The sequence below is a fragment of the Bacillus sp. D7-8 genome, assembly GCF_052055895.1.
GTDB lineage: Bacteria > Bacillota > Bacilli > Bacillales > Bacillaceae > Bacillus > Bacillus velezensis.
The window spans coordinates 1,438,943-1,456,564 of record NZ_CP179922.1; the positions used below are offsets into that span (position 1 = coordinate 1,438,943).

Sequence of the window (17,622 nt, forward strand, 5' to 3'; positions counted from 1 at the left end):
GGGGAGAAAACAATGAAACAAACATTAAGCAATCCGGCATTTGATATGAAACAAATTAACGCTCTTAACGGCCATTATCAGACGATGATAGACAATGGAGATCTGCAATGTGCGAGTTATATGATGTCAAGAGGAGGTGAGGTTTTTGCAGCTGAGTCGTTAGGGGAATTTACCGGCGGACAAAAAGAAAAGCAAACATTTCAGCTTGATACAATCAGAGAAATCGGTTCTTTGACAAAAGTGTTTACCGCTGTAGCCGTCATGCAGCTCGTCGAAAAAGGTTTGCTCGATCTGAAAATGCCGGTCAAGCTCATTTTGCCAGCGTTTGATAAACCGGGTTTCGGAGAAATTAAAATTTTGCACCTTTTGACTCATACGGCGGGATTAAGTTTTGAGCTGGATATTCAAAAGGCTGAAGGCATTGACTTAACGAATGAGGAAGAATGGATAAACTATCTGGTTCGTACGCCTTTGGAGTACAGAGTGGATGAAGCATGGAACTATTCCAGAACCGGCTTTGTTATACTTGGCATCATTATTTCAAAAGTAACAGGCGTATCCTACGAACAGTATGTAACAAAGCATATTATTGAAGCGCTCGGATTAGAAAGAACGTATTTTTATGTGCCTGATGCTTTAAAAGAAGAAGTTTGTGTGATCAATGAGCACGAGTGCGTACAGCTGGAAAAAAGTCATCACCCGTATTTTCCGAATAAAGCGACAAGCGGTCTGTACTCTTCGTTGCGAGATATTTGGAAGTTAGCTGAAATGTTTAGAAATAAAGGCAGATTGAAAGATAAGAAGCTGCTTGGAAGAAAAACAGTCGAGGCGATGCTGAGAAATCAAATAAAGCCCGGTCTTCCTTTTTACTTCTTCGGAGCGCCCAGAGAGGAAGGCGGCTTTGGTTTAGGCATTAATTTGTGGCCGGCCGGTGACCATTATTTCATGACAGAAGGCACCTTCTCACATCTTGGAATGGGGTGGTGCGGCATGTTTTCTGATCCAGCCGAAGATTTTACGTATGTATTTTTCACTCCGATTTCCGAGTTTCATCCTCATGCCGTGCTGACGCCGCTGAATATCGTGTGGGCGGGTATTGAATAATTAGACAAAAGCATCGTCCCGTCTGTTCGGCAGGCGGGACGATTGCTAACTGCCCGTTTTTATCCCGCGGCATCTTTTCAAAGCCTGACCCGAAGTTAAATAACTTAATTTACTCTTTGTAATTTTTTTTAATTATAGTACAGTAGAGCATTTTTATAATACAGTTTAAAGTCTTTTATAGTACAGTTTGGCGCAATATGATCTTATGTTTTATAAGCGGTTTCAAAATGAAGTTATAAATAATTGACGGCTTTGTTTAATTACTGTAAACTATGGTTGTTGATCATATTGTACTAATAAAAAATCTTTTTTTATTAGTACAGTTTAAACGTCATTATCTTTGCTTAAGCGCTATGTGAATTTCTGAATGATTAATTTTAGAATTGCAGAGCATGATAAGACTGTTTTTAATACGGATGGCTAAACGGTATCCTAACCCTGTTAAATCAAAAGAAGAGGTGGTTTAAAAAATGGCTGCAAAGACAAAAACTTCAATTGTTGATAGCAAAAAACAATTTGATGCTATTCATAAGCAGTTTGAAACGTTCCAAATTTTAAATGCTGAAGGAGAAGTCGTAAATAAAGACGCAATGCCTGATCTTTCAGATGATCAGTTAAAGGAATTAATGAGAAGAATGGTGTATATCCGCATTTTAGACCAGCGTTCAATTTCTCTTTCCCGTCAAGGACGTTTAGGTTTCTATGCACCGACAGCGGGCCAGGAAGCTTCTCAAATTGCATCACACTTCGCGCTTGAACAGGACGACTTTATCCTTCCGGGTTATCGTGACGTTCCTCAGCTGATTTGGCACGGTCTTCCTTTACATCAGGCATTCCTGTTCTCAAGAGGCCATTTTAAAGGTAATCAGATGCCTGAGGGAGTAAATGCTTTATCACCTCAAATTATTATAGGTGCTCAAATTATCCAAACCGCAGGTGTAGCTTTAGGTCTTAAAAAGCGCGGTAAAAAAGCGGTAGCTATTACTTACACTGGTGACGGCGGAGCTTCTCAAGGTGACTTCTATGAAGGAATGAACTTTGCCGGAGCATTTAAAGCGCCAGCGATCTTCGTTGTTCAGAATAACCGCTATGCGATTTCAACTCCTGTAGAAAAGCAATCATCCGCACAGACAATTGCCCAAAAAGCAGTTGCCGTCGGTATTACAGGTGTTCAAGTAGACGGAATGGATGCACTTGCCGTTTACGCTGCAACCGCAGAAGCACGCCAGCGCGCAATTAACGGTGAAGGTCCGACTCTGATTGAAACTCTTACATTCCGTTACGGACCTCATACAATGTCCGGTGACGATCCGACTAAATATCGTACGAAAGAAATAGAAAATGAATGGGAGCAAAAAGACCCGCTCGTACGTTTCCGCAAGTTCTTGGAAAACAAAGGACTATGGTCTGAAGAAGAAGAGAACAAAGTGATTGAACAGGCCAAAGAAGAAATCAAACAAGCTATCAAAAAGGCTGACGGCGAATCAAAACCGAAAGTAACAGAGCTGATTGAGAATATGTTTGAAGAGCCGACGTTCAACTTGAAAGAACAACTTGAAATTTACAAAGCGAAGGAGTCGAAGTAAGCCATGGCGCAAATGACAATGATTCAAGCGATCACTGATGCGTTACGCACAGAACTGAAAAACAATGAAAACGTTCTGCTTTTCGGGGAAGATGTAGGCGTTGCCGGAGGCGTATTCCGTGCAACTGAAGGCCTTCAAAAAGAATTCGGTGAGGACCGCGTATTTGACACGCCGCTTGCTGAATCCGGTATCGGCGGTCTCGCTCTCGGTTTAGGCCTGCAAGATTACCGTCCTGTTATGGAAATCCAATTCTTCGGATTCGTATATGAAGTAATGGATTCAATCTCAGGACAAATGGCTCGTCTCCGCTACCGTTCCGGCGGACGCTGGACTTCTCCGGTGACAATCCGTTCTCCATTCGGCGGAGGGGTTCATACACCTGAACTTCACGCTGACAGTTTGGAAGGCCTTATCGCTCAGCAGCCGGGTATTAAAGTTGTTATCCCTTCCACTCCTTACGATGCAAAAGGACTGCTGATTGCCTCTATCAGAGACAATGATCCGGTTGTTTTCTTAGAGCATATGAAACTTTACCGTTCTTTCCGTCAGGAAGTTCCTGAGGAGGAATACACAATTGAGCTTGGCAAAGCTGATGTGAAACGCGAAGGTACTGACCTTTCTATCATCACATACGGCGCGATGGTTCATGAGTCGCTTAAGGCTGCTGAAGAGCTTGAAAAAGAAGGCGTTTCTGCTGAAGTTATCGACCTTCGCACTGTAAGTCCGCTTGATATTGATACGATTATTGCTTCTGTTGAAAAAACAGGCCGCGCAATTGTCGTGCAAGAAGCTCAAAAACAAGCCGGCATCGCTGCCAACGTTGTAGCTGAAATTAATGACCGCGCGATTCTGAGCCTGGAAGCTCCGGTTCTGCGTGTTGCGGCGCCTGATACAGTATTTCCTTTCTCGCTTGCTGAGAGCGTATGGCTTCCAAACCATAAAGACGTTCTTGAAACTGCGAAAAAAGTTCTTGAATTTTAATCAGGCATCATAAAAGACGGTAAAGAGAGTCCTTTTCTCTTATATGAAGGAATCTGTTTACTAGGTTCAATGCTTGCGAATGCATAACTAAAATTTGCTTAATCAACTAGGAGGTCGAAAACTGTGGCATTTGAATTTAAACTTCCGGATATCGGGGAAGGTATCCACGAAGGCGAAATCGTAAAATGGTTTGTTAAGCCGAACGACGAGGTAGAAGAAGACGATGTTCTGGCTGAAGTGCAAAATGATAAAGCAGTGGTAGAAATTCCTTCACCTGTTAAAGGAAAAGTATTAGAATTAAAAGTTGAAGAGGGAACAGTTGCAACTGTTGGACAAACGATTATTACGTTTGACGCACCTGGTTACGAAGATCTTCAATTTAAAGGAAGCCATGATTCAGGAGATGCGAAAACTGAAGCTCAAGTTCAGTCGTCTGCTGAAGCAGGGCAGGATATCTCTAAAGAAGAGACTCCTAAAGAGCCTGCAAAAGAAACCGGCGCAGGACAGCAGGACCAAGTGGAAGCTGATCCGAACAAACGCGTGATCGCCATGCCTTCCGTACGCAAATATGCCCGTGAAAAAGGCGTGGATATCCGTAAAGTAACAGGTTCAGGCAATAACGGACGTGTTGTAAAAGAAGATATCGACAGCTTTGCAAATGGAGGAGCGGCTCAAGAAGCGGCACCGCAAGAAACAGCTGCACCTCAGGAAACAGCTAAACCTGCAGCGGCTCAGGCTCCTGAAGGCGAATTCCCTGAAACACGCGAAAAAATGAGCGGTATCCGTAAAGCGATCGCGAAAGCAATGGTGAACTCTAAGCATACTGCACCGCACGTAACTCTTATGGATGAAGTTGACGTAACAAATCTTGTTGCTCACCGCAAACAGTTCAAACAAGTTGCTGCTGATCAAGGCATCAAGCTGACTTATCTGCCTTACGTCGTCAAAGCATTAACATCCGCTTTGAAAAAATTCCCTGTTTTAAACACATCTATTGATGATAAAACAGATGAAGTGATCCAAAAACATTACTTCAACATCGGAATTGCAGCGGATACCGAAAAAGGCCTGCTTGTGCCGGTAGTGAAAAATGCCGACCGTAAAGCCGTTTTCGAAATCTCTGATGAAATCAACAGCCTTGCTACAAAAGCGCGTGAAGGCAAGCTTGCACCTGCGGAAATGAAAGGCGCTTCTTGCACGATCACAAATATCGGTTCTGCCGGAGGCCAATGGTTCACACCGGTTATCAACCATCCAGAGGTTGCGATTCTCGGTATCGGCCGTATTGCTGAAAAAGCAATCGTCCGTGACGGTGAAATTGTAGCTGCTCCTGTCTTAGCTCTTTCTCTCAGCTTTGACCACCGTATGATTGACGGAGCAACTGCACAAAATGCGTTAAACCACATCAAGCGTTTACTGAACGATCCACAACTTATTTTAATGGAGGCGTAATGTTATGGTAGTAGGAGATTTCCCTATTGAAACAGATACTCTTGTGATTGGTGCGGGACCCGGCGGCTATGTAGCTGCCATCCGCGCTGCTCAGCTTGGACAAAAAGTAACAGTCGTTGAAAAAGCAACTCTTGGAGGCGTTTGTCTGAACGTCGGCTGTATTCCTTCAAAAGCGCTCATCAATGCAGGCCATCGTTACGAGAATGCAAAACATTCAGATGACATGGGGATCACTGCTGAGAACGTAACGGTTGACTTTACAAAAGTCCAAGAATGGAAAGCTTCTGTTGTAAATAAGCTTACCGGCGGTGTTGCAGGTCTTTTAAAAGGAAATAAAGTGGACGTTATAAAAGGGGAAGCTTATTTCGTAGACAGCAACTCTGTCCGCGTAATGGATGAGAACTCTGCGCAAACATACACATTTAAAAACGCAATCATTGCTACCGGTTCTCGCCCTATCGAATTGCCAAACTTCAAATATAGCGAACGCGTTCTGAACTCTACAGGCGCACTTGCGCTTAAAGAAATTCCGAAAAAGCTCGTTGTTATCGGCGGCGGATATATCGGTACTGAGCTTGGAACAGCGTATGCGAACTTCGGAACTGAATTGGTTATTTTAGAAGGCGGAGATGAAATTCTTCCTGGCTTCGAAAAACAAATGAGTTCTCTCGTTACCCGCAGACTGAAGAAAAAAGGCAACGTTGAAATCCATACAAGCGCCATGGCTAAAGGCGTTGAGGAAAGACCTGACGGCGTAACAGTTACATTCGAAGTAAAAGGCGAAGAAAAAACGGTTGATGCTGATTACGTATTAATCACTGTCGGACGCCGTCCGAACACTGATGAGCTCGGCCTTGAGCAAGTCGGTATCGAAATGACTGACCGCGGTGTCATTAAAACAGACAAGCAGTGCCGCACAAACGTACCGAACATTTACGCAATCGGTGACATCATTGACGGACCTCCATTGGCTCACAAAGCGTCTTACGAAGGTAAAATCGCTGCCGAAGCTATTTCAGGAGAGCCGGCTGAAATCGATTACCTCGGTATTCCGGCGGTTGTATTCTCTGAGCCTGAACTGGCTTCTGTCGGTTACACTGAAGCACAGGCGAAAGAAGAAGGTATTGAAGTCGTTGCAGCTAAGTTCCCGTTTGCAGCAAACGGACGTGCGCTGTCTCTTAACGAAACTGACGGCTTCATGAAGCTGATCACTCGTAAAGAAGACGGTCTTGTAATCGGTGCGCAAATTGCCGGCGCAAGCGCTTCTGACATGATTTCTGAATTGAGCCTGGCGATCGAAGGCGGAATGACTGCTGAAGATATCGCAATGACAATTCACGCTCACCCGACATTGGGCGAAATCACTATGGAAGCGGCCGAAGTAGCAATCGGAAGCCCGATCCATATCGTAAAATAATAATGTAACAAAGAAACAGCCCCCGTTTGTAAAAGCGGGGGCTGTTTTTATTGTGCAAGCACATGCTGCATAGGTTTGATGATATCCTCTTTTTTCTTTACGGATCCCTCAATCTTCATGACCACATGCCGATGATTGATCACCATCAGCGCAGGGAACGTGTTGATTTCCTCTTCCCATCCCTTTCTGTTGTCATAAACCTTCATTTGATCGACATGATGGGGATATTTCTTTTCTAAATCAAGGATCGCATCGTAATAAGGCACTTCTTTATCTATATGATTTTCATCGGAAAAAAACAAGATTTGAGTGTGATGAATGCTGTCGATCCGGTTTTTTGTGAATGGACTGACAGTAGAAACCGAACAGCTTGACAGAACGAACAGCATCAAAAAAAAGGGAATCACCGTACGGTAGCGCATCTATCTTACTCCTCTGTTTTATATAATATATTGGTTCATCCATTTATAAGGACTATATCAAGTGTATCACGAGAGGTGAAAAACCTAAGGCTTGTTACTGAATTGTTATATAATTGAAACCGTTTTTAATGAAGAAATAATACGTGTGACAACTTGCGCAGCCGATGTGTAAAAAAGGCACATTGTTTTTCGTGAGAGCGCTGTTTTTTCGTTATACTGGGAGCAAAACCATATCAGGAGGGATTGTCATGTATAAAGCCGCTGCAGCTGTCATATGTACGTGCTTACTCGCCGGCTGCCAATCAAATGAAAAGATGCAAACAAACAAACCCCATTCTCAAGCCGCGGCCAATCATGCCAAACGGGAAAACCACCATACAAAAGAGGAAAAACAGAAAAAACAGAAGGCGGAGCCCCGTTACTATATCAATCCGAAAAGCTTTTCTGTGGAAAAAATGGATGAACAGAAAGAGAAAAAACCGATCGCATTGGTAACGATCGATGACGCGCCTGATCAGCATGCCGCTGAGATTGCGGATAAACTGCACGATCTCAATGCGTCAGCGATCTTTTTTGTAAACGGACATTTTTTGAAAAAAGATGAAAATAAGAAAGCGCTTAAGCATATTCATGAGTTAGGTTTTATGATCGGAAATCATACAATGACTCATCAAAACTTAAAAGATCTTTCCGAACAAAAACAACGGGAAGAAATCATTGGCGTCAATAAAGCGGTTGAAAAGATAATAGGAGAGAAACCCGCATTTTTCAGGGCACCTTTCGGAAGCAATACGGACTACAGTGACAGACTTATAAAAAAAGAAGGTATGGTGAAAATGAACTGGACCTTCGGGTATGATTGGGATCAGAAATATCAATCCAAAAAAGCGCTTACCGATATCACACTGAACAGTCCTTATCTGCGGGACGGGGCCAACATATTGATGCATGACCGGAAATGGACGGCGGAAGCCATGCCGGACATTGTAAAAGGATTGCGTCATAAAGGATATACTGTGATTGACCCTCGAGCTATAAAAAGACCGTAAAAAATAAATGTGTTATACAATTTATCAGTTGACATATTAAATGTGACATAATAATATAATAACAACAAGTAAAAATTAAGCGTTTTCAAATTCTGAGAAATGGGGAATGACAGATGGGTACAATTGTTTGCCAAGACTGTAACGAAGCGATTCATTACTTTGAGGATGAGAAGGTCACGACGTTATACGGAACATGCTGCGGACAATGCCAGTGTCATCTTGAAGAAGAGTAAAAAGCGTAAAAAGGCCCGAAACGATTTCGTTTCGGGCTTCTTTATGTTTATTGGATGGCTTTTTGCTCTTTGATGACTCTGATCATTTCAAGCGTTGCATCTTCGGGACCCTGCACAGGAAGGCCGGCGTCCAAGTTTTTAAAAATGTAGCTGATATTTTCTTCAGTAATGATCTCGCCCGGAATAAAGATCGGAATTCCCGGCGGGTACACCATGACAAACTCTGCGATGATCCGTCCCGCGGATTCTTTTAACGGAATGACTTCCGTATTTGCGTAAAACGCGTCTCTTGGCGTCATCGCTAACAGAGGAATCTCAGGAAGCAGAACTTCGGTTTGCTGATGAGCATAGTCGTTGTCGGAAGCCTGCTTTGAAATGTCTGTAAGCGCGCTTACAAGACGGTCGGCATCTCCCGCTCTGTCGCCGGGGGTGAAAATACATAAAATATTATACAAATCGGACAGCTCGACTTCGATATTATATGATTCGCGGAGCCATTTTTCAACGTCATGACCCGTCAGGCCGAGGTTTTTGACCGAAATGATTAATTTAGTCGGATCATAACTGAAGGCAGCTTTAGACCCTGTGATTTCTTCGCCGACACAGCGGATGCCTTCAATTTGATTGAGGCGTTCCCGTGTCTGATCCGCCAGCAGAATCGTATCTTCAAGAAGATCTCGGCCTTCTGTAGCGAGGCGTTTTCTTGCGACATCAAGTGAAGCGAGAAGCAGATAGGATGTTGACGTTGTCGTCAGCATGCTTAAAATCGACTGTACTCTTTCTTTGGAAACAAGACCTTCTCTCACATTTAAAATGGAGCTCTGCGTCAGGGAGCCTCCCAATTTGTGCACGCTAGTAGCTGCCATATCAGCGCCCGCCTGCATGGCGGACAGAGGAAGCTTATCATGAAAATGAATATGCACGCCGTGCGCTTCATCGACAAGCACAGGCACATCGAAAGAATGCGCGAGCTTTACAATGCTGCTCAAGTCAGCTGCCACACCGAAGTACGTCGGATTTATGACAAGCAGGCCTTTTGCGTCAGGGTGCTCCGTCAAAGCCCGCTCGGCGGACTCAAGCGTAATGCCGTGAGAAATTCCGAGCTCATCGTCAATTTCCGGGTGAATAAAAATCGGCACCGCTCCGGAAAATACAATGGCCGACATAATGGATTTATGAACGTTTCTCGGGATGATGATTTTATCTCCGGGTCCGCATACAGCCATGACCATCGTCATAATGGCGCCGCTCGTCCCTTGTACGGAAAAGAAGGTATGGTCTGCACCGAATGCTCGAGCGGCCAGATCCTGGGCTTCTTTAATGATGCCCTTTGGCGCATGTAAATCATCCAGGGGTTCGATATTAATTAAATCTATGCTTAACGCGTTTTCTCCGATAAATTGTCTGAATTCCGGATCCATTCCCGCGCCTTTTTTATGGCCCGGAATGTGGAATTGGACAGGCTGTCTGTCCGCGTGCTTTTTCAGTCCGCTGTACAGGGGTGTTTCATGTTGCGGCAATTGTTTTCCCACCTTTATCATAATACCTACGGATTAGTTTGTATTACATTCAGTTTTATTACCCGTTTTTTAAACGTAAAACAAATGAATTATATTATGAACTTGAAAGAAAGTAAAGAACAATTTATGATCTATGGAAGATGCTTATTTTGAGCATGATTATAAAGGAGTGAAGACATTTGGAATATCAATATCCGATGAATGAGGACTGGACGACAGAGGAGGCCGTGGATGTCATTGCTTTTTTTCAGCAGGTGGAAAACGCCTATGAAAAAGGAGCTGACCGGGACAGACTTCTGAATGCGTACCGCCGCTTTAAAGAAATCGTTCCCGGGAAAGCGGAAGAAAAGAAAATCTGCAGCCAATTTGAAGCTGACAGCACCTATTCCCCGTATCGGACTGTGAAACAGGCGAAACAATCAGATCAAGCGATTATCAAAATGTAGACAAAGCGAGCCGGCAATCGGCCCGCTTTTTATGTTATGAGACTTTCTGAGTCAGTGTGTATAAAAAGGAAAGCTTCCTAAAAGCATCTTCAATGGTTTGCAGGAATTCATTGTTGTTCATATTGATCACGTCTTCTTTTTGCAGCTGAATGCCGCACAAAAGCTCTGCTTTTTTCACTGTCTGCAGGCGTTCAAATAATGTTTTCAGCTGCTCCTGATCCATGTCGGACTGCTTGTACGCCCCTGGCTTCGTATGATCCGGCGACCATACAAAATGACCGGGAATCTGTTTTGTGATGTCCTCCTGCTTCGCTTCCAGCAATCTGCCGTATTCCTCTTTTATCGGAGATTCATAAATGATGGCAAACCATACAAACATATGGGTGTCCCATAAACCGATCTGAAAGTGAGGGAGTTTCTTATACCCGCGTTTGCTGTTGGCAAAGGCAACCCAGCTGTCAGCCGGCGGGTTGACAGATCTTCTCGCGTGCTTGGCGACATGCGGGAACATTTCATCGCCTGTCAATGCTGACAATGTCGGTGCGAAATGCTCTCCTAACAAGGTCAGCTTCGGGCGGACTTGTTCTTTTAACACCTCCATGCGCGGATCTAAACCTTCTATTGTAAATGTATCGAAGTCTTCTTTTGTAAAACGCATCTGAGTCATCTTTTTCCTCCTTATCGTAAGTATTCATATTTTACCACAGCCGCCGCCGGCCGCAAAAACATTGAGAACGTTTGAGCCGAGAGGATTGGTGGTAAAAAACGAATAGGTAAACACACAATTTTAAGAATGTTGTTACAGCCGAATATAAGTTTCCATACGATATAAGAAGTATCATTAATAAATTGGAAAAATGGGATGCTTTTTTAACAAATGATCTCTGGAAGGGGCGAAAGACAATGAGGCAAGTGGTGAAGGAAGGATTCAGGGAGGAAAAAAATAACCGTGTAGCTGTCTGGAGACTAGAGGTTGATTATGAATTGGCAACCCTGTATGAGGCCATGCAAAAAGAGAATGCAGATCAAATCGATCTCAGCAAAAGAAAACTGGAACGTCTCAGAAAAGAATGGATTCGGCTTAACGGATAAAGAATAGTAAAAACGAACCGCAGGAAATGGTTCGTTTTTACGTGAGAAGGCATTTTTTTCATTTTCCTTGCTTTTTCATCGCCTTTATCAGTATGCTATAGAATAAGCTATACATAGAAAAGAGGTACACGGTATGACAAATTGGACGGAAATTGATGATATCGCAAAACAATGGGTAAAAGAAGCCGGAACGAGAATCAGACAATCCATGCAGGAAAGCTTGACGATTGAAACAAAATCAAATCCGAATGATTTAGTCACAAATATTGATAAAGAGACGGAGCGCTTTTTCATTGACCGTATACAGGGAACTTTTCCCGGACACCGGATTCTCGGAGAAGAAGGGCAGGGAGATAAGCTCCGCTCCCTTGACGGAATCGTCTGGATCATTGATCCGATTGACGGAACGATGAATTTTGTCCATCAAAAGCGGCATTTCGCGATCTCCATCGGCATCTTTGAAGACGGAAAAGGCAAAATCGGCTTAATTTATGATGTGATGCAGGACGAGCTGTATCACGCCTTCAGCGGAAAAGGGGCTTATCTGAACGACACGCCGCTTGCTCCTTTAAAAGAAGCTTCCATTGAAGAAGCCATTATTGCAATCAATGCCACATGGGTGACGGAAAACAGAAGGATTGACCCGAGTATTTTGGCGCCGCTCGTAAAACGGGTCAGAGGAACGCGTTCCTACGGCTCGGCGGCACTTGAGCTCGCCAGTGTTGCGACCGGCCGCATTGACGCATACATTACGATGAGGCTCGCGCCGTGGGATTACGCTGCCGGCTGCGTGCTGCTGAACGAAGTCGGGGGCATTTACACGACCACAGACGGCGAACCGTTTACGTTTTTAGACAACCACAGCGTGCTTGCGGGCAATCCGGCAATACATAAAATTATCTTTGACGACTATTTACATGCTGACAGGTAGAGATTTTGAAGAAGAAGATCTCGGGTTTCTGGAGCAGCTGGCGGCTGCACACCCGGTGTGGAAAAACGAAGAGTTCGGAACAAAAAATGCGGCGGAGTTTATGCTTGCATACTCCATGTACAATGGAACATGGCTCGTATGGGAGATTGACGGCGCTCCTGCCGCCGTCAGTTTTCATTTGGAATGGGCGCCTTCAAACGGAAAACCGTGGCTCGGAACCGTGGCCGTCGCTCCGGAGGCAAAAGAGAAAGGAATCGGACGCGCGGTCATTGAAGAGATTGCGGGCCGGCTGAGAGGGGAGCATAAAGCGATGTTTTCAGCTGTTCCCCTGGACAGGCAGGAATGGGTTTTGTTTTTAAGCCAATGCGGCTTTGAACAGCTTAAGCTTGAAAAAGACGATCGGGAAAAGACATATATGATCATGGTGAAGCCATTGTGAAATGTTTCAGGTATAAAAAAGAGACCGGATTTCTCCGGTCTCTTTTCTTGTTTACAAGCCGACCGCATTCCAGGCCGCTTCTACGCTTGCAGCGTCTTGAGAGCCGTAAAGGTCCCGCGCTGATTGAATCAAAGCTGCTTTTGCATCTTTAAAGTTTGATGACGGAGTGAGATATACCGTTAGTGCGCGATAGTAAATCTGCTCCGCTTTTTTCACGCCGATTTTAGTAATCGTGTTGTAAGCGGCTTTGTTCGGAATTCCGCTGTTTGTATGCACGCCGCCGTAGTCGCCGGCATCAGTGTTCGGAAGGTTTTGATAATTTTTGTAATGGTCGGGCTGTCCGTATTTTGTCGGAGTAGATAAACTGCGGAGAGCCGGCTGGCTGACCGTAATATCTTCACCGATATCCCAGTCCTCAGTATCATTGAAGTATCCGAATACATCAGAGAAGGATTCGTTTAAAGCGCCCGGCTGATTTTCATAGTTTAGGTTGGCTGTTTCCTGTGTAACACCGTGTGTCATTTCATGGGCCGTTACGTCCATTGAACCGGAAAGAGGCGAGAAGAATGAGCCGTCACCGTCACCGTAAATCATTTGGTCGCCGATCCAGGCCGCGTTATTGTATTTGCTGCCGTAATGAACGGAAGATACGATTTTGCCGCCTTTATTGTCGTAACTGTTGCGTTTAAACGTCTGATAGAAATAATCGTACACTTTGCCGAGATTGTAATGCGCATCAACGGCAGCGCGCTGAGAAGAAGTTGTGAACTGGTTGGTAGTGCTTGATACGAGTGTGCCCGGCAGGTTATATTGTCGGTTTTGCAGATCGTACGTAATAATTTGCGTTCCGGTAGGTTTAGAAAGATCACGCATTACATATTTGCCGCTTTCAGAAGAAATATTTAATGAGACCGTTTTTCCTTTAAGAGTCGTACCTGTTCCGGTTGCAGCTGCATGCTCCACTTTGTTTTGCTTTTTCAGGACTTTCCCTGTTTCCGCATCAACGGTTACTTCCCAGTTAGCTGGTTCCGGTTCGATGTAGCGGATGGTTACATCATAGGCGAGGCGGTATTTACCGTCTTTTGTGGCCGCTGCTTTCAGCTCGGCTTTGTTTTTGTTTGCAACGTTGCCGTTAGAGACGGCTTCAGGTGATTTGCCGATTGCTTTAAAAGCATGATCCAGCGCCTGATTTGCAGATAATTTTTTGCTGTTTGCCGTTTTGGCAGAAGCATCGTTGTTTAATTCACCGTTAATCGCATAGACATTGTTGGATTTATCGACGTGAATAATGACTTGCGAGTCTTTCACAGGCACACCGTTAACGACAGGCACATAACGGAAGTGCTTGTAGCCGAGATCATCGGTCGTGTGGTCAATCAGCTTCAGTCTCTCAGAAGGGTTGCCTTTGAAGACTTTGCCGTTTTGTTTCAAGTATTGCTTGATTGCTTTGTCACTGACTGAAGGCAACTCAGACTGCACCAAAGAATGCTTCGGCACAAAGTTCGTCAGGTTTTCTTTAAGCTGAGGATTCTCAGCGGCCTGAACACCCGGAAGACTGATAGTTAAACTCATAAAGGAAGCGGCGACAGCAACAGACAATTTCTTACCTAAACCCACAATAAATCCCCCTTTTTGAAAATAATGAAAACTTATATTGTTATAATAAACCAGCATTCTCTCATTCTGCAATATAAAACTAGACTCCGCTGATGAATTGATAGAATCGTCCCGGAAAGGCTTCCGGCGGCCAGCATCGGGGGATAAGCCGAGAGGCACGTGTTGAATCAGACATGAGTCGAATGATGCGATTTATTCTGAAAAAAATGACAAATGAAGTCGGGAAAAATGATAGGGGAAAAATGTTCCGATCTGTAAAACTTTTTTTATAGCCGTTTGTCTAAACGGGTGAGGCCTTAATAAACGAAAAGGATTGTTTCAGATGTCAGAGATTTTCAGTCATTTTATTCAGCATTTCGACAGGTATTTCATTTTAAGCAGACAGAGCGTGTTGATCATTCAGTGGTCAGCCGTCTGCCTTGCTGTTTTATACGCGCTGACTTTTCATCCGAAAATCAGCCGTGAGAGAGTTTGGTTTTATTCAGGAATTCTGCTCAGGGCCGTATTATTAGCGGGCATAACAGTTGAATTGGTTCATCAGGTGCAGAGTACTCACTTTAGCGCGCACTATTTGATATCGGAAGAAAGAGAGCTTCTTCCGATCGTTCATCTCTTAATGTATGGGTATGTGCTGCTCACCGCGTTTCACTATATGCTCATGCCGCGGGAGCAGAGGGGAAAGGGCATGTTTTATACGTTTGATCTCACTGTGGTGACACTGCCGGTCATTCAGCTGATCTTCAGCTTTTTCGCTTTCTGGAATATCAGTCCCGATGCGATGGCGGGGGAGGATATAGTTTCGATGCTATGTTTTATTACGGTTGTTTTACTTCTGCTGATTTCTATGAATGTTTTATTCTTTAAAATGTATTGGAAACCGAGACCTGTTTTTATCGGCGTGTTTTATGCTGGGGTCATCGGGCTGTTGGTGTGGGTGCTCGCTGCGCCCTCGGCCGGTGTAACAAAAGATTACGGCAGACTTCTCCCATTTACGGTGTATTTAACGATGGCCGGTTTTCTGATGACCCATCATTTATTTCATCGGTCAGACAGGATCAGACAGCGGACGAAAAACTTTCTTGCGGGAGCAACGGCCGCTGGTTTTATTGTCTTTTTGAATCCGGTATACAATGCGGGAGATGCCGCTTTTGCGGTTTCAAAGCCAATGGCTGAAGATACTGTTGAGGATGTTGGTGGACATATCACTTCAGACCAAGCGGAACGGATCCTTACATCATTTTTTCCGGCAGAGAATCCGATTTATTTAACAGAAACCAATCAGGATCTCCATTACTTTTACCGTTTTAAAACGAAAGATTATGAAGCGGAAGTGGACGAGGTTTCCCGATTGATTACAAATTACCAATATCTTAAAAACCGGAAGGCCGCACTTTAACAGAAGAGGAATACCGGAAAAAGTCGCTGGATTTCTTGTCGGCGCACGGCCGAAAAATAAAAACACAAGGGATTCAGACAACAGTGAGAAAAGAAAACGGACAGTTTGTCGTGGAGATTGCGCCGAAAAAACAAGGGACGAAACACGAACATTCGGGCACAGTATTTTACTGGGAAAAAGACACCATTATGGGTTTTTCAGAAGATCCGTCTATTTATCAGCTTGAATCACTGCCGCAGGTGCATATGACGGAAAAAGACATAGTGAAAGCATCAAAAGCCGCCTTTCGTACGCTGCAAATGCCTGATCAGACATTTGAAATTACAAATACAAATATAAACAGCCTGATCGGCAGCAGTTTGACCGTAACTGCGAATAACGGAACGGAGCTGATATTTGATGCAGTATCCGGACGTCTTATGAAAATCAGAGTCTCACCTGACAGCACCGTTTTAACAAAAACAGAACTTCAGAAGAAGCTTTTTTCATTGCTGGATGCGGATACTTCAAAGCTTAGACAAATTGATAAATCGGAAGGCAATCTCGTTTTTGAAAACATTGAAGGCACATTCGTATATACGCTCCGGAATGAAGAAGGCATGAAAGAGGCCTCATTCTACGGACAGGTAAGTGCCAAAACGTTCCCGCATACATACAGAGACGGACAAACAGCATTCAAAAAAGTGGCGGCAGCTTATAACGGCACCATTTACAAAAAGCGGGTGAAGCCTGTCATAGCGGTGAAAGACGGCGTAACATATAACGCATGGCTCGTCATTATTCAGCCGTTCGGTTCAAACCGTCATGACGCATATGTAGTGAACGCGGATACTTACGAGGCGGTGAACCTTTATGAACAATAAAGAAAAAAAGGCTGTCTTCTTCGATTTATACGACCTATATAAGGAGGGGGAACTTGAAGGCGGCACGCTCCAGTGGATGAAAGAACATGAGCATTTATTCGGAGCTGAGGCGGAAAACAGAAAAGGGCAGTATGAACATGGTTTGAATGCGCCGTCCGGCGATATCCGCCAGATTAAATACATGAAATGCCTGACGTATGGATTGTACGGATTCTTCATTGTGCTCTCAATCTGGATGACAGTGTGGTTTTATTTTTAAATGAAAAACAAGATGTCAATTGAACAGCTGTATCGTGAACATTATCAAGATATTATGTATTACCTTTACAGACGCACACATCATGCTGAGACCGCTAAAGACCTCGCTCAGGATACATTTATGAAAGCATTTAACGGGCTTGATTCGTTTAAGGGCCATTCGTCTATCAGAACGTGGCTCTATGCAATTGCCCATCATACCTTCATCAATTGGTACAGACGTGATAGAAAATATCAATTTTCAGATATCACCCTGAATGAAGGGCTTCAGCAAACAACATATGAACTGCCGGAGCATTACGTCGCCCGGACAGACACTCAGAATGCGCTGACCGGGCAGATTCAGCGTCTGAAAAGCGATCAGCAGACCGTTTTAATTTTAAGGGAATTTCAAGAGCTGTCTTACGAAGAGATTGCTGATGTTTTGGACTGGAGTCTTTCGAAGGTGAAGAGCACCCTGTACAGGGCGAGAATGCAGCTGAAACAGCACTTGGCGGAAAAAAGGAAGGACGGACAGATATGACTTGCCGTTTAGTGAGAGATTTACTCCCTTTATATATTGAAGGCGATTGTGAAACAGAAACGGAGCGGTTTATTTCCCGCCATCTTGAATCATGCGGTAAGTGCGGGAGTTTATATCATATGATGAAGGAGCCGCTTGACCTCGGCAGCCCTGAGATGAAGGCGCCAGCCTGTTATGCAGAAGAAGAAAGGCGGTTTAAGGAACGGTATTACGGGAAACTGCTGATAAAAGCAGCCTGTATGTTCGGCGCTGTTTTCTTTATCATGCTGGTCCTTAAACTGCTGATTTAAAAA

The 17,622-nt window shown here is 44.2% G+C and carries 18 protein-coding genes and 1 pseudogene; 15 read left to right on the forward strand and 4 right to left on the reverse strand.

The window, feature by feature from the left end; genetic code table 11:
* Positions 1–12: 12 nt before the first annotated feature.
* The 5 genes from ACKTRM_RS07335 to lpdA all read left to right on the forward strand — a co-directional run bounded on the left by ACKTRM_RS07335 (position 13) and on the right by lpdA (position 6,540).
* Positions 13–1,104: a serine hydrolase domain-containing protein gene (locus ACKTRM_RS07335; RefSeq protein WP_012117473.1), complete on the forward strand. Its 1,092-nt coding sequence runs from the start codon at positions 13–15 to the stop codon at positions 1,102–1,104.
* Positions 1,105–1,574: 470 nt separating this feature from the next.
* Positions 1,575–2,690 (forward strand): pyruvate dehydrogenase (acetyl-transferring) E1 component subunit alpha, encoded by a 1,116-nt coding sequence (gene pdhA, locus ACKTRM_RS07340; RefSeq protein ID WP_007611171.1) that lies wholly within the window; start codon positions 1,575–1,577, stop codon positions 2,688–2,690.
* 3 nt (positions 2,691–2,693) lie between these two features.
* The gene (gene pdhB / locus ACKTRM_RS07345; protein ID WP_003154528.1) at positions 2,694–3,671 is read left to right on the forward strand and encodes a pyruvate dehydrogenase complex E1 component subunit beta; all 978 of its coding nucleotides are present in this window, start codon (positions 2,694–2,696) and stop codon (positions 3,669–3,671) included.
* Between the two features lie 123 nt (positions 3,672–3,794).
* Entirely contained in the window at positions 3,795–5,123 is a 1,329-nt protein-coding gene (gene pdhC / locus ACKTRM_RS07350; protein ID WP_012117474.1) for a pyruvate dehydrogenase complex dihydrolipoyllysine-residue acetyltransferase, read from the forward strand.
* A gap of 4 nt (positions 5,124–5,127) precedes the next feature.
* A complete protein-coding gene (gene lpdA / locus ACKTRM_RS07355) occupies positions 5,128–6,540 on the forward strand; it encodes a dihydrolipoyl dehydrogenase (RefSeq protein ID WP_007409663.1) in 1,413 nt (470 codons plus the stop codon).
* Between the two features lie 47 nt (positions 6,541–6,587).
* Here lpdA and ACKTRM_RS07360 read toward each other — a convergent pair whose 3' ends face one another.
* A complete protein-coding gene (locus ACKTRM_RS07360; protein ID WP_007409664.1) occupies positions 6,588–6,962 on the reverse strand; it encodes a hypothetical protein in 375 nt (124 codons plus the stop codon).
* Positions 6,963–7,210: 248 nt separating this feature from the next.
* Here ACKTRM_RS07360 and ACKTRM_RS07365 point away from each other — a divergent pair, with 248 nt between their 5' ends.
* Both ACKTRM_RS07365 and ACKTRM_RS07370 read left to right on the forward strand, forming a co-directional pair.
* Positions 7,211–8,011 carry a polysaccharide deacetylase family protein gene (locus ACKTRM_RS07365; protein ID WP_012117475.1) on the forward strand — a complete coding sequence of 267 codons (801 nt, stop codon included), beginning with the start codon at positions 7,211–7,213 and terminating at the stop codon, positions 8,009–8,011.
* Between the two features lie 113 nt (positions 8,012–8,124).
* Positions 8,125–8,244 (forward strand): GapA-binding peptide SR1P, encoded by a 120-nt coding sequence (locus ACKTRM_RS07370; RefSeq protein WP_003154518.1) that lies wholly within the window; start codon positions 8,125–8,127, stop codon positions 8,242–8,244.
* 47 nt (positions 8,245–8,291) lie between these two features.
* Here ACKTRM_RS07370 and ACKTRM_RS07375 read toward each other — a convergent pair whose 3' ends face one another.
* Complete coding sequence (locus ACKTRM_RS07375; protein ID WP_012117476.1) at positions 8,292–9,764, reverse strand: aminotransferase class I/II-fold pyridoxal phosphate-dependent enzyme; 1,473 nt, start codon at positions 9,762–9,764, stop codon at positions 8,292–8,294.
* A 179-nt stretch (positions 9,765–9,943) separates the two neighbouring features.
* Here ACKTRM_RS07375 and ACKTRM_RS07380 point away from each other — a divergent pair, with 179 nt between their 5' ends.
* On the forward strand, positions 9,944–10,210 hold the full coding sequence (locus ACKTRM_RS07380; RefSeq protein WP_007409667.1) for a UPF0223 family protein: 267 nt from the start codon (positions 9,944–9,946) through the stop codon (positions 10,208–10,210).
* A 34-nt stretch (positions 10,211–10,244) separates the two neighbouring features.
* On the opposite strand, the gene ACKTRM_RS07385 is transcribed toward ACKTRM_RS07380, so the two are convergent.
* Complete coding sequence (locus ACKTRM_RS07385) at positions 10,245–10,877, reverse strand: DUF1054 domain-containing protein (RefSeq protein ID WP_007409668.1); 633 nt, start codon at positions 10,875–10,877, stop codon at positions 10,245–10,247.
* A 236-nt stretch (positions 10,878–11,113) separates the two neighbouring features.
* On the opposite strand from ACKTRM_RS07385, the gene ACKTRM_RS07390 reads away from it, so the two are divergent.
* The 3 genes from ACKTRM_RS07390 to ACKTRM_RS07400 all read left to right on the forward strand — a co-directional run bounded on the left by ACKTRM_RS07390 (position 11,114) and on the right by ACKTRM_RS07400 (position 12,672).
* Positions 11,114–11,302, forward strand: a complete 189-nt coding sequence (locus tag ACKTRM_RS07390; RefSeq protein WP_007409669.1) for a hypothetical protein — start codon at positions 11,114–11,116, stop codon at positions 11,300–11,302.
* A gap of 133 nt (positions 11,303–11,435) precedes the next feature.
* Positions 11,436–12,233: an inositol-1-monophosphatase gene (gene suhB, locus ACKTRM_RS07395; protein ID WP_012117477.1), complete on the forward strand. Its 798-nt coding sequence runs from the start codon at positions 11,436–11,438 to the stop codon at positions 12,231–12,233.
* Complete coding sequence (locus ACKTRM_RS07400; RefSeq protein WP_012117478.1) at positions 12,220–12,672, forward strand: GNAT family N-acetyltransferase; 453 nt, start codon at positions 12,220–12,222, stop codon at positions 12,670–12,672. The genes suhB and ACKTRM_RS07400 overlap by 14 nt, the downstream gene beginning before the upstream one ends.
* Before the next feature lie 51 nt (positions 12,673–12,723).
* Here ACKTRM_RS07400 and ACKTRM_RS07405 read toward each other — a convergent pair whose 3' ends face one another.
* Positions 12,724–14,289 (reverse strand): M4 family metallopeptidase, encoded by a 1,566-nt coding sequence (locus ACKTRM_RS07405; protein ID WP_007409672.1) that lies wholly within the window; start codon positions 14,287–14,289, stop codon positions 12,724–12,726.
* Between the two features lie 322 nt (positions 14,290–14,611).
* Here ACKTRM_RS07405 and ACKTRM_RS07410 point away from each other — a divergent pair.
* The 4 genes and pseudogenes from ACKTRM_RS07410 (at position 14,612) to ACKTRM_RS07425 (ending at position 17,619) form a co-directional block, all read left to right on the forward strand.
* Positions 14,612–16,548: pseudogene (locus ACKTRM_RS07410) on the forward strand (hypothetical protein).
* Positions 16,538–16,807, forward strand: a complete 270-nt coding sequence (locus ACKTRM_RS07415; protein ID WP_007611185.1) for a hypothetical protein — start codon at positions 16,538–16,540, stop codon at positions 16,805–16,807. The pseudogene ACKTRM_RS07410 and the gene ACKTRM_RS07415 overlap by 11 nt, the downstream one beginning before the upstream one ends.
* A complete protein-coding gene (locus tag ACKTRM_RS07420; protein ID WP_012117481.1) occupies positions 16,808–17,329 on the forward strand; it encodes a sigma-70 family RNA polymerase sigma factor in 522 nt (173 codons plus the stop codon).
* Positions 17,326–17,619: an anti-sigma factor family protein gene (locus tag ACKTRM_RS07425; RefSeq protein WP_012117482.1), complete on the forward strand. Its 294-nt coding sequence runs from the start codon at positions 17,326–17,328 to the stop codon at positions 17,617–17,619. Before ACKTRM_RS07420 ends, ACKTRM_RS07425 begins: the two co-directional genes overlap by 4 nt.
* Positions 17,620–17,622: the final 3 nt, after the last annotated feature.

Excerpts from the sequence above, each read along its gene's own strand:
- ACKTRM_RS07335 (WP_012117473.1), top strand. The coding sequence starts at position 13 with ATGAAACAAACATTAAGCAATCCGGCATTTGATATGAAACAAATTAAC.
- pdhA (WP_007611171.1), top strand. The coding sequence starts at position 1,575 with ATGGCTGCAAAGACAAAAACTTCAATTGTTGATAGCAAAAAACAATTT.
- pdhB (WP_003154528.1), top strand. The coding sequence starts at position 2,694 with ATGGCGCAAATGACAATGATTCAAGCGATCACTGATGCGTTACGCACA.
- lpdA (WP_007409663.1), top strand. The coding sequence starts at position 5,128 with ATGGTAGTAGGAGATTTCCCTATTGAAACAGATACTCTTGTGATTGGT.
- ACKTRM_RS07360 (WP_007409664.1), bottom strand. The coding sequence starts at position 6,962 with ATGCGCTACCGTACGGTGATTCCCTTTTTTTTGATGCTGTTCGTTCTG.
- ACKTRM_RS07365 (WP_012117475.1), top strand. The coding sequence starts at position 7,211 with ATGTATAAAGCCGCTGCAGCTGTCATATGTACGTGCTTACTCGCCGGC.
- ACKTRM_RS07370 (WP_003154518.1), top strand. The coding sequence starts at position 8,125 with ATGGGTACAATTGTTTGCCAAGACTGTAACGAAGCGATTCATTACTTT.
- ACKTRM_RS07385 (WP_007409668.1), bottom strand. The coding sequence starts at position 10,877 with ATGACTCAGATGCGTTTTACAAAAGAAGACTTCGATACATTTACAATA.
- ACKTRM_RS07390 (WP_007409669.1), top strand. The coding sequence starts at position 11,114 with ATGAGGCAAGTGGTGAAGGAAGGATTCAGGGAGGAAAAAAATAACCGT.
- suhB (WP_012117477.1), top strand. The coding sequence starts at position 11,436 with ATGACAAATTGGACGGAAATTGATGATATCGCAAAACAATGGGTAAAA.
- ACKTRM_RS07400 (WP_012117478.1), top strand. The coding sequence starts at position 12,220 with ATGCTGACAGGTAGAGATTTTGAAGAAGAAGATCTCGGGTTTCTGGAG.
- ACKTRM_RS07415 (WP_007611185.1), top strand. The coding sequence starts at position 16,538 with ATGAACAATAAAGAAAAAAAGGCTGTCTTCTTCGATTTATACGACCTA.
- ACKTRM_RS07420 (WP_012117481.1), top strand. The coding sequence starts at position 16,808 with ATGAAAAACAAGATGTCAATTGAACAGCTGTATCGTGAACATTATCAA.
- ACKTRM_RS07425 (WP_012117482.1), top strand. The coding sequence starts at position 17,326 with ATGACTTGCCGTTTAGTGAGAGATTTACTCCCTTTATATATTGAAGGC.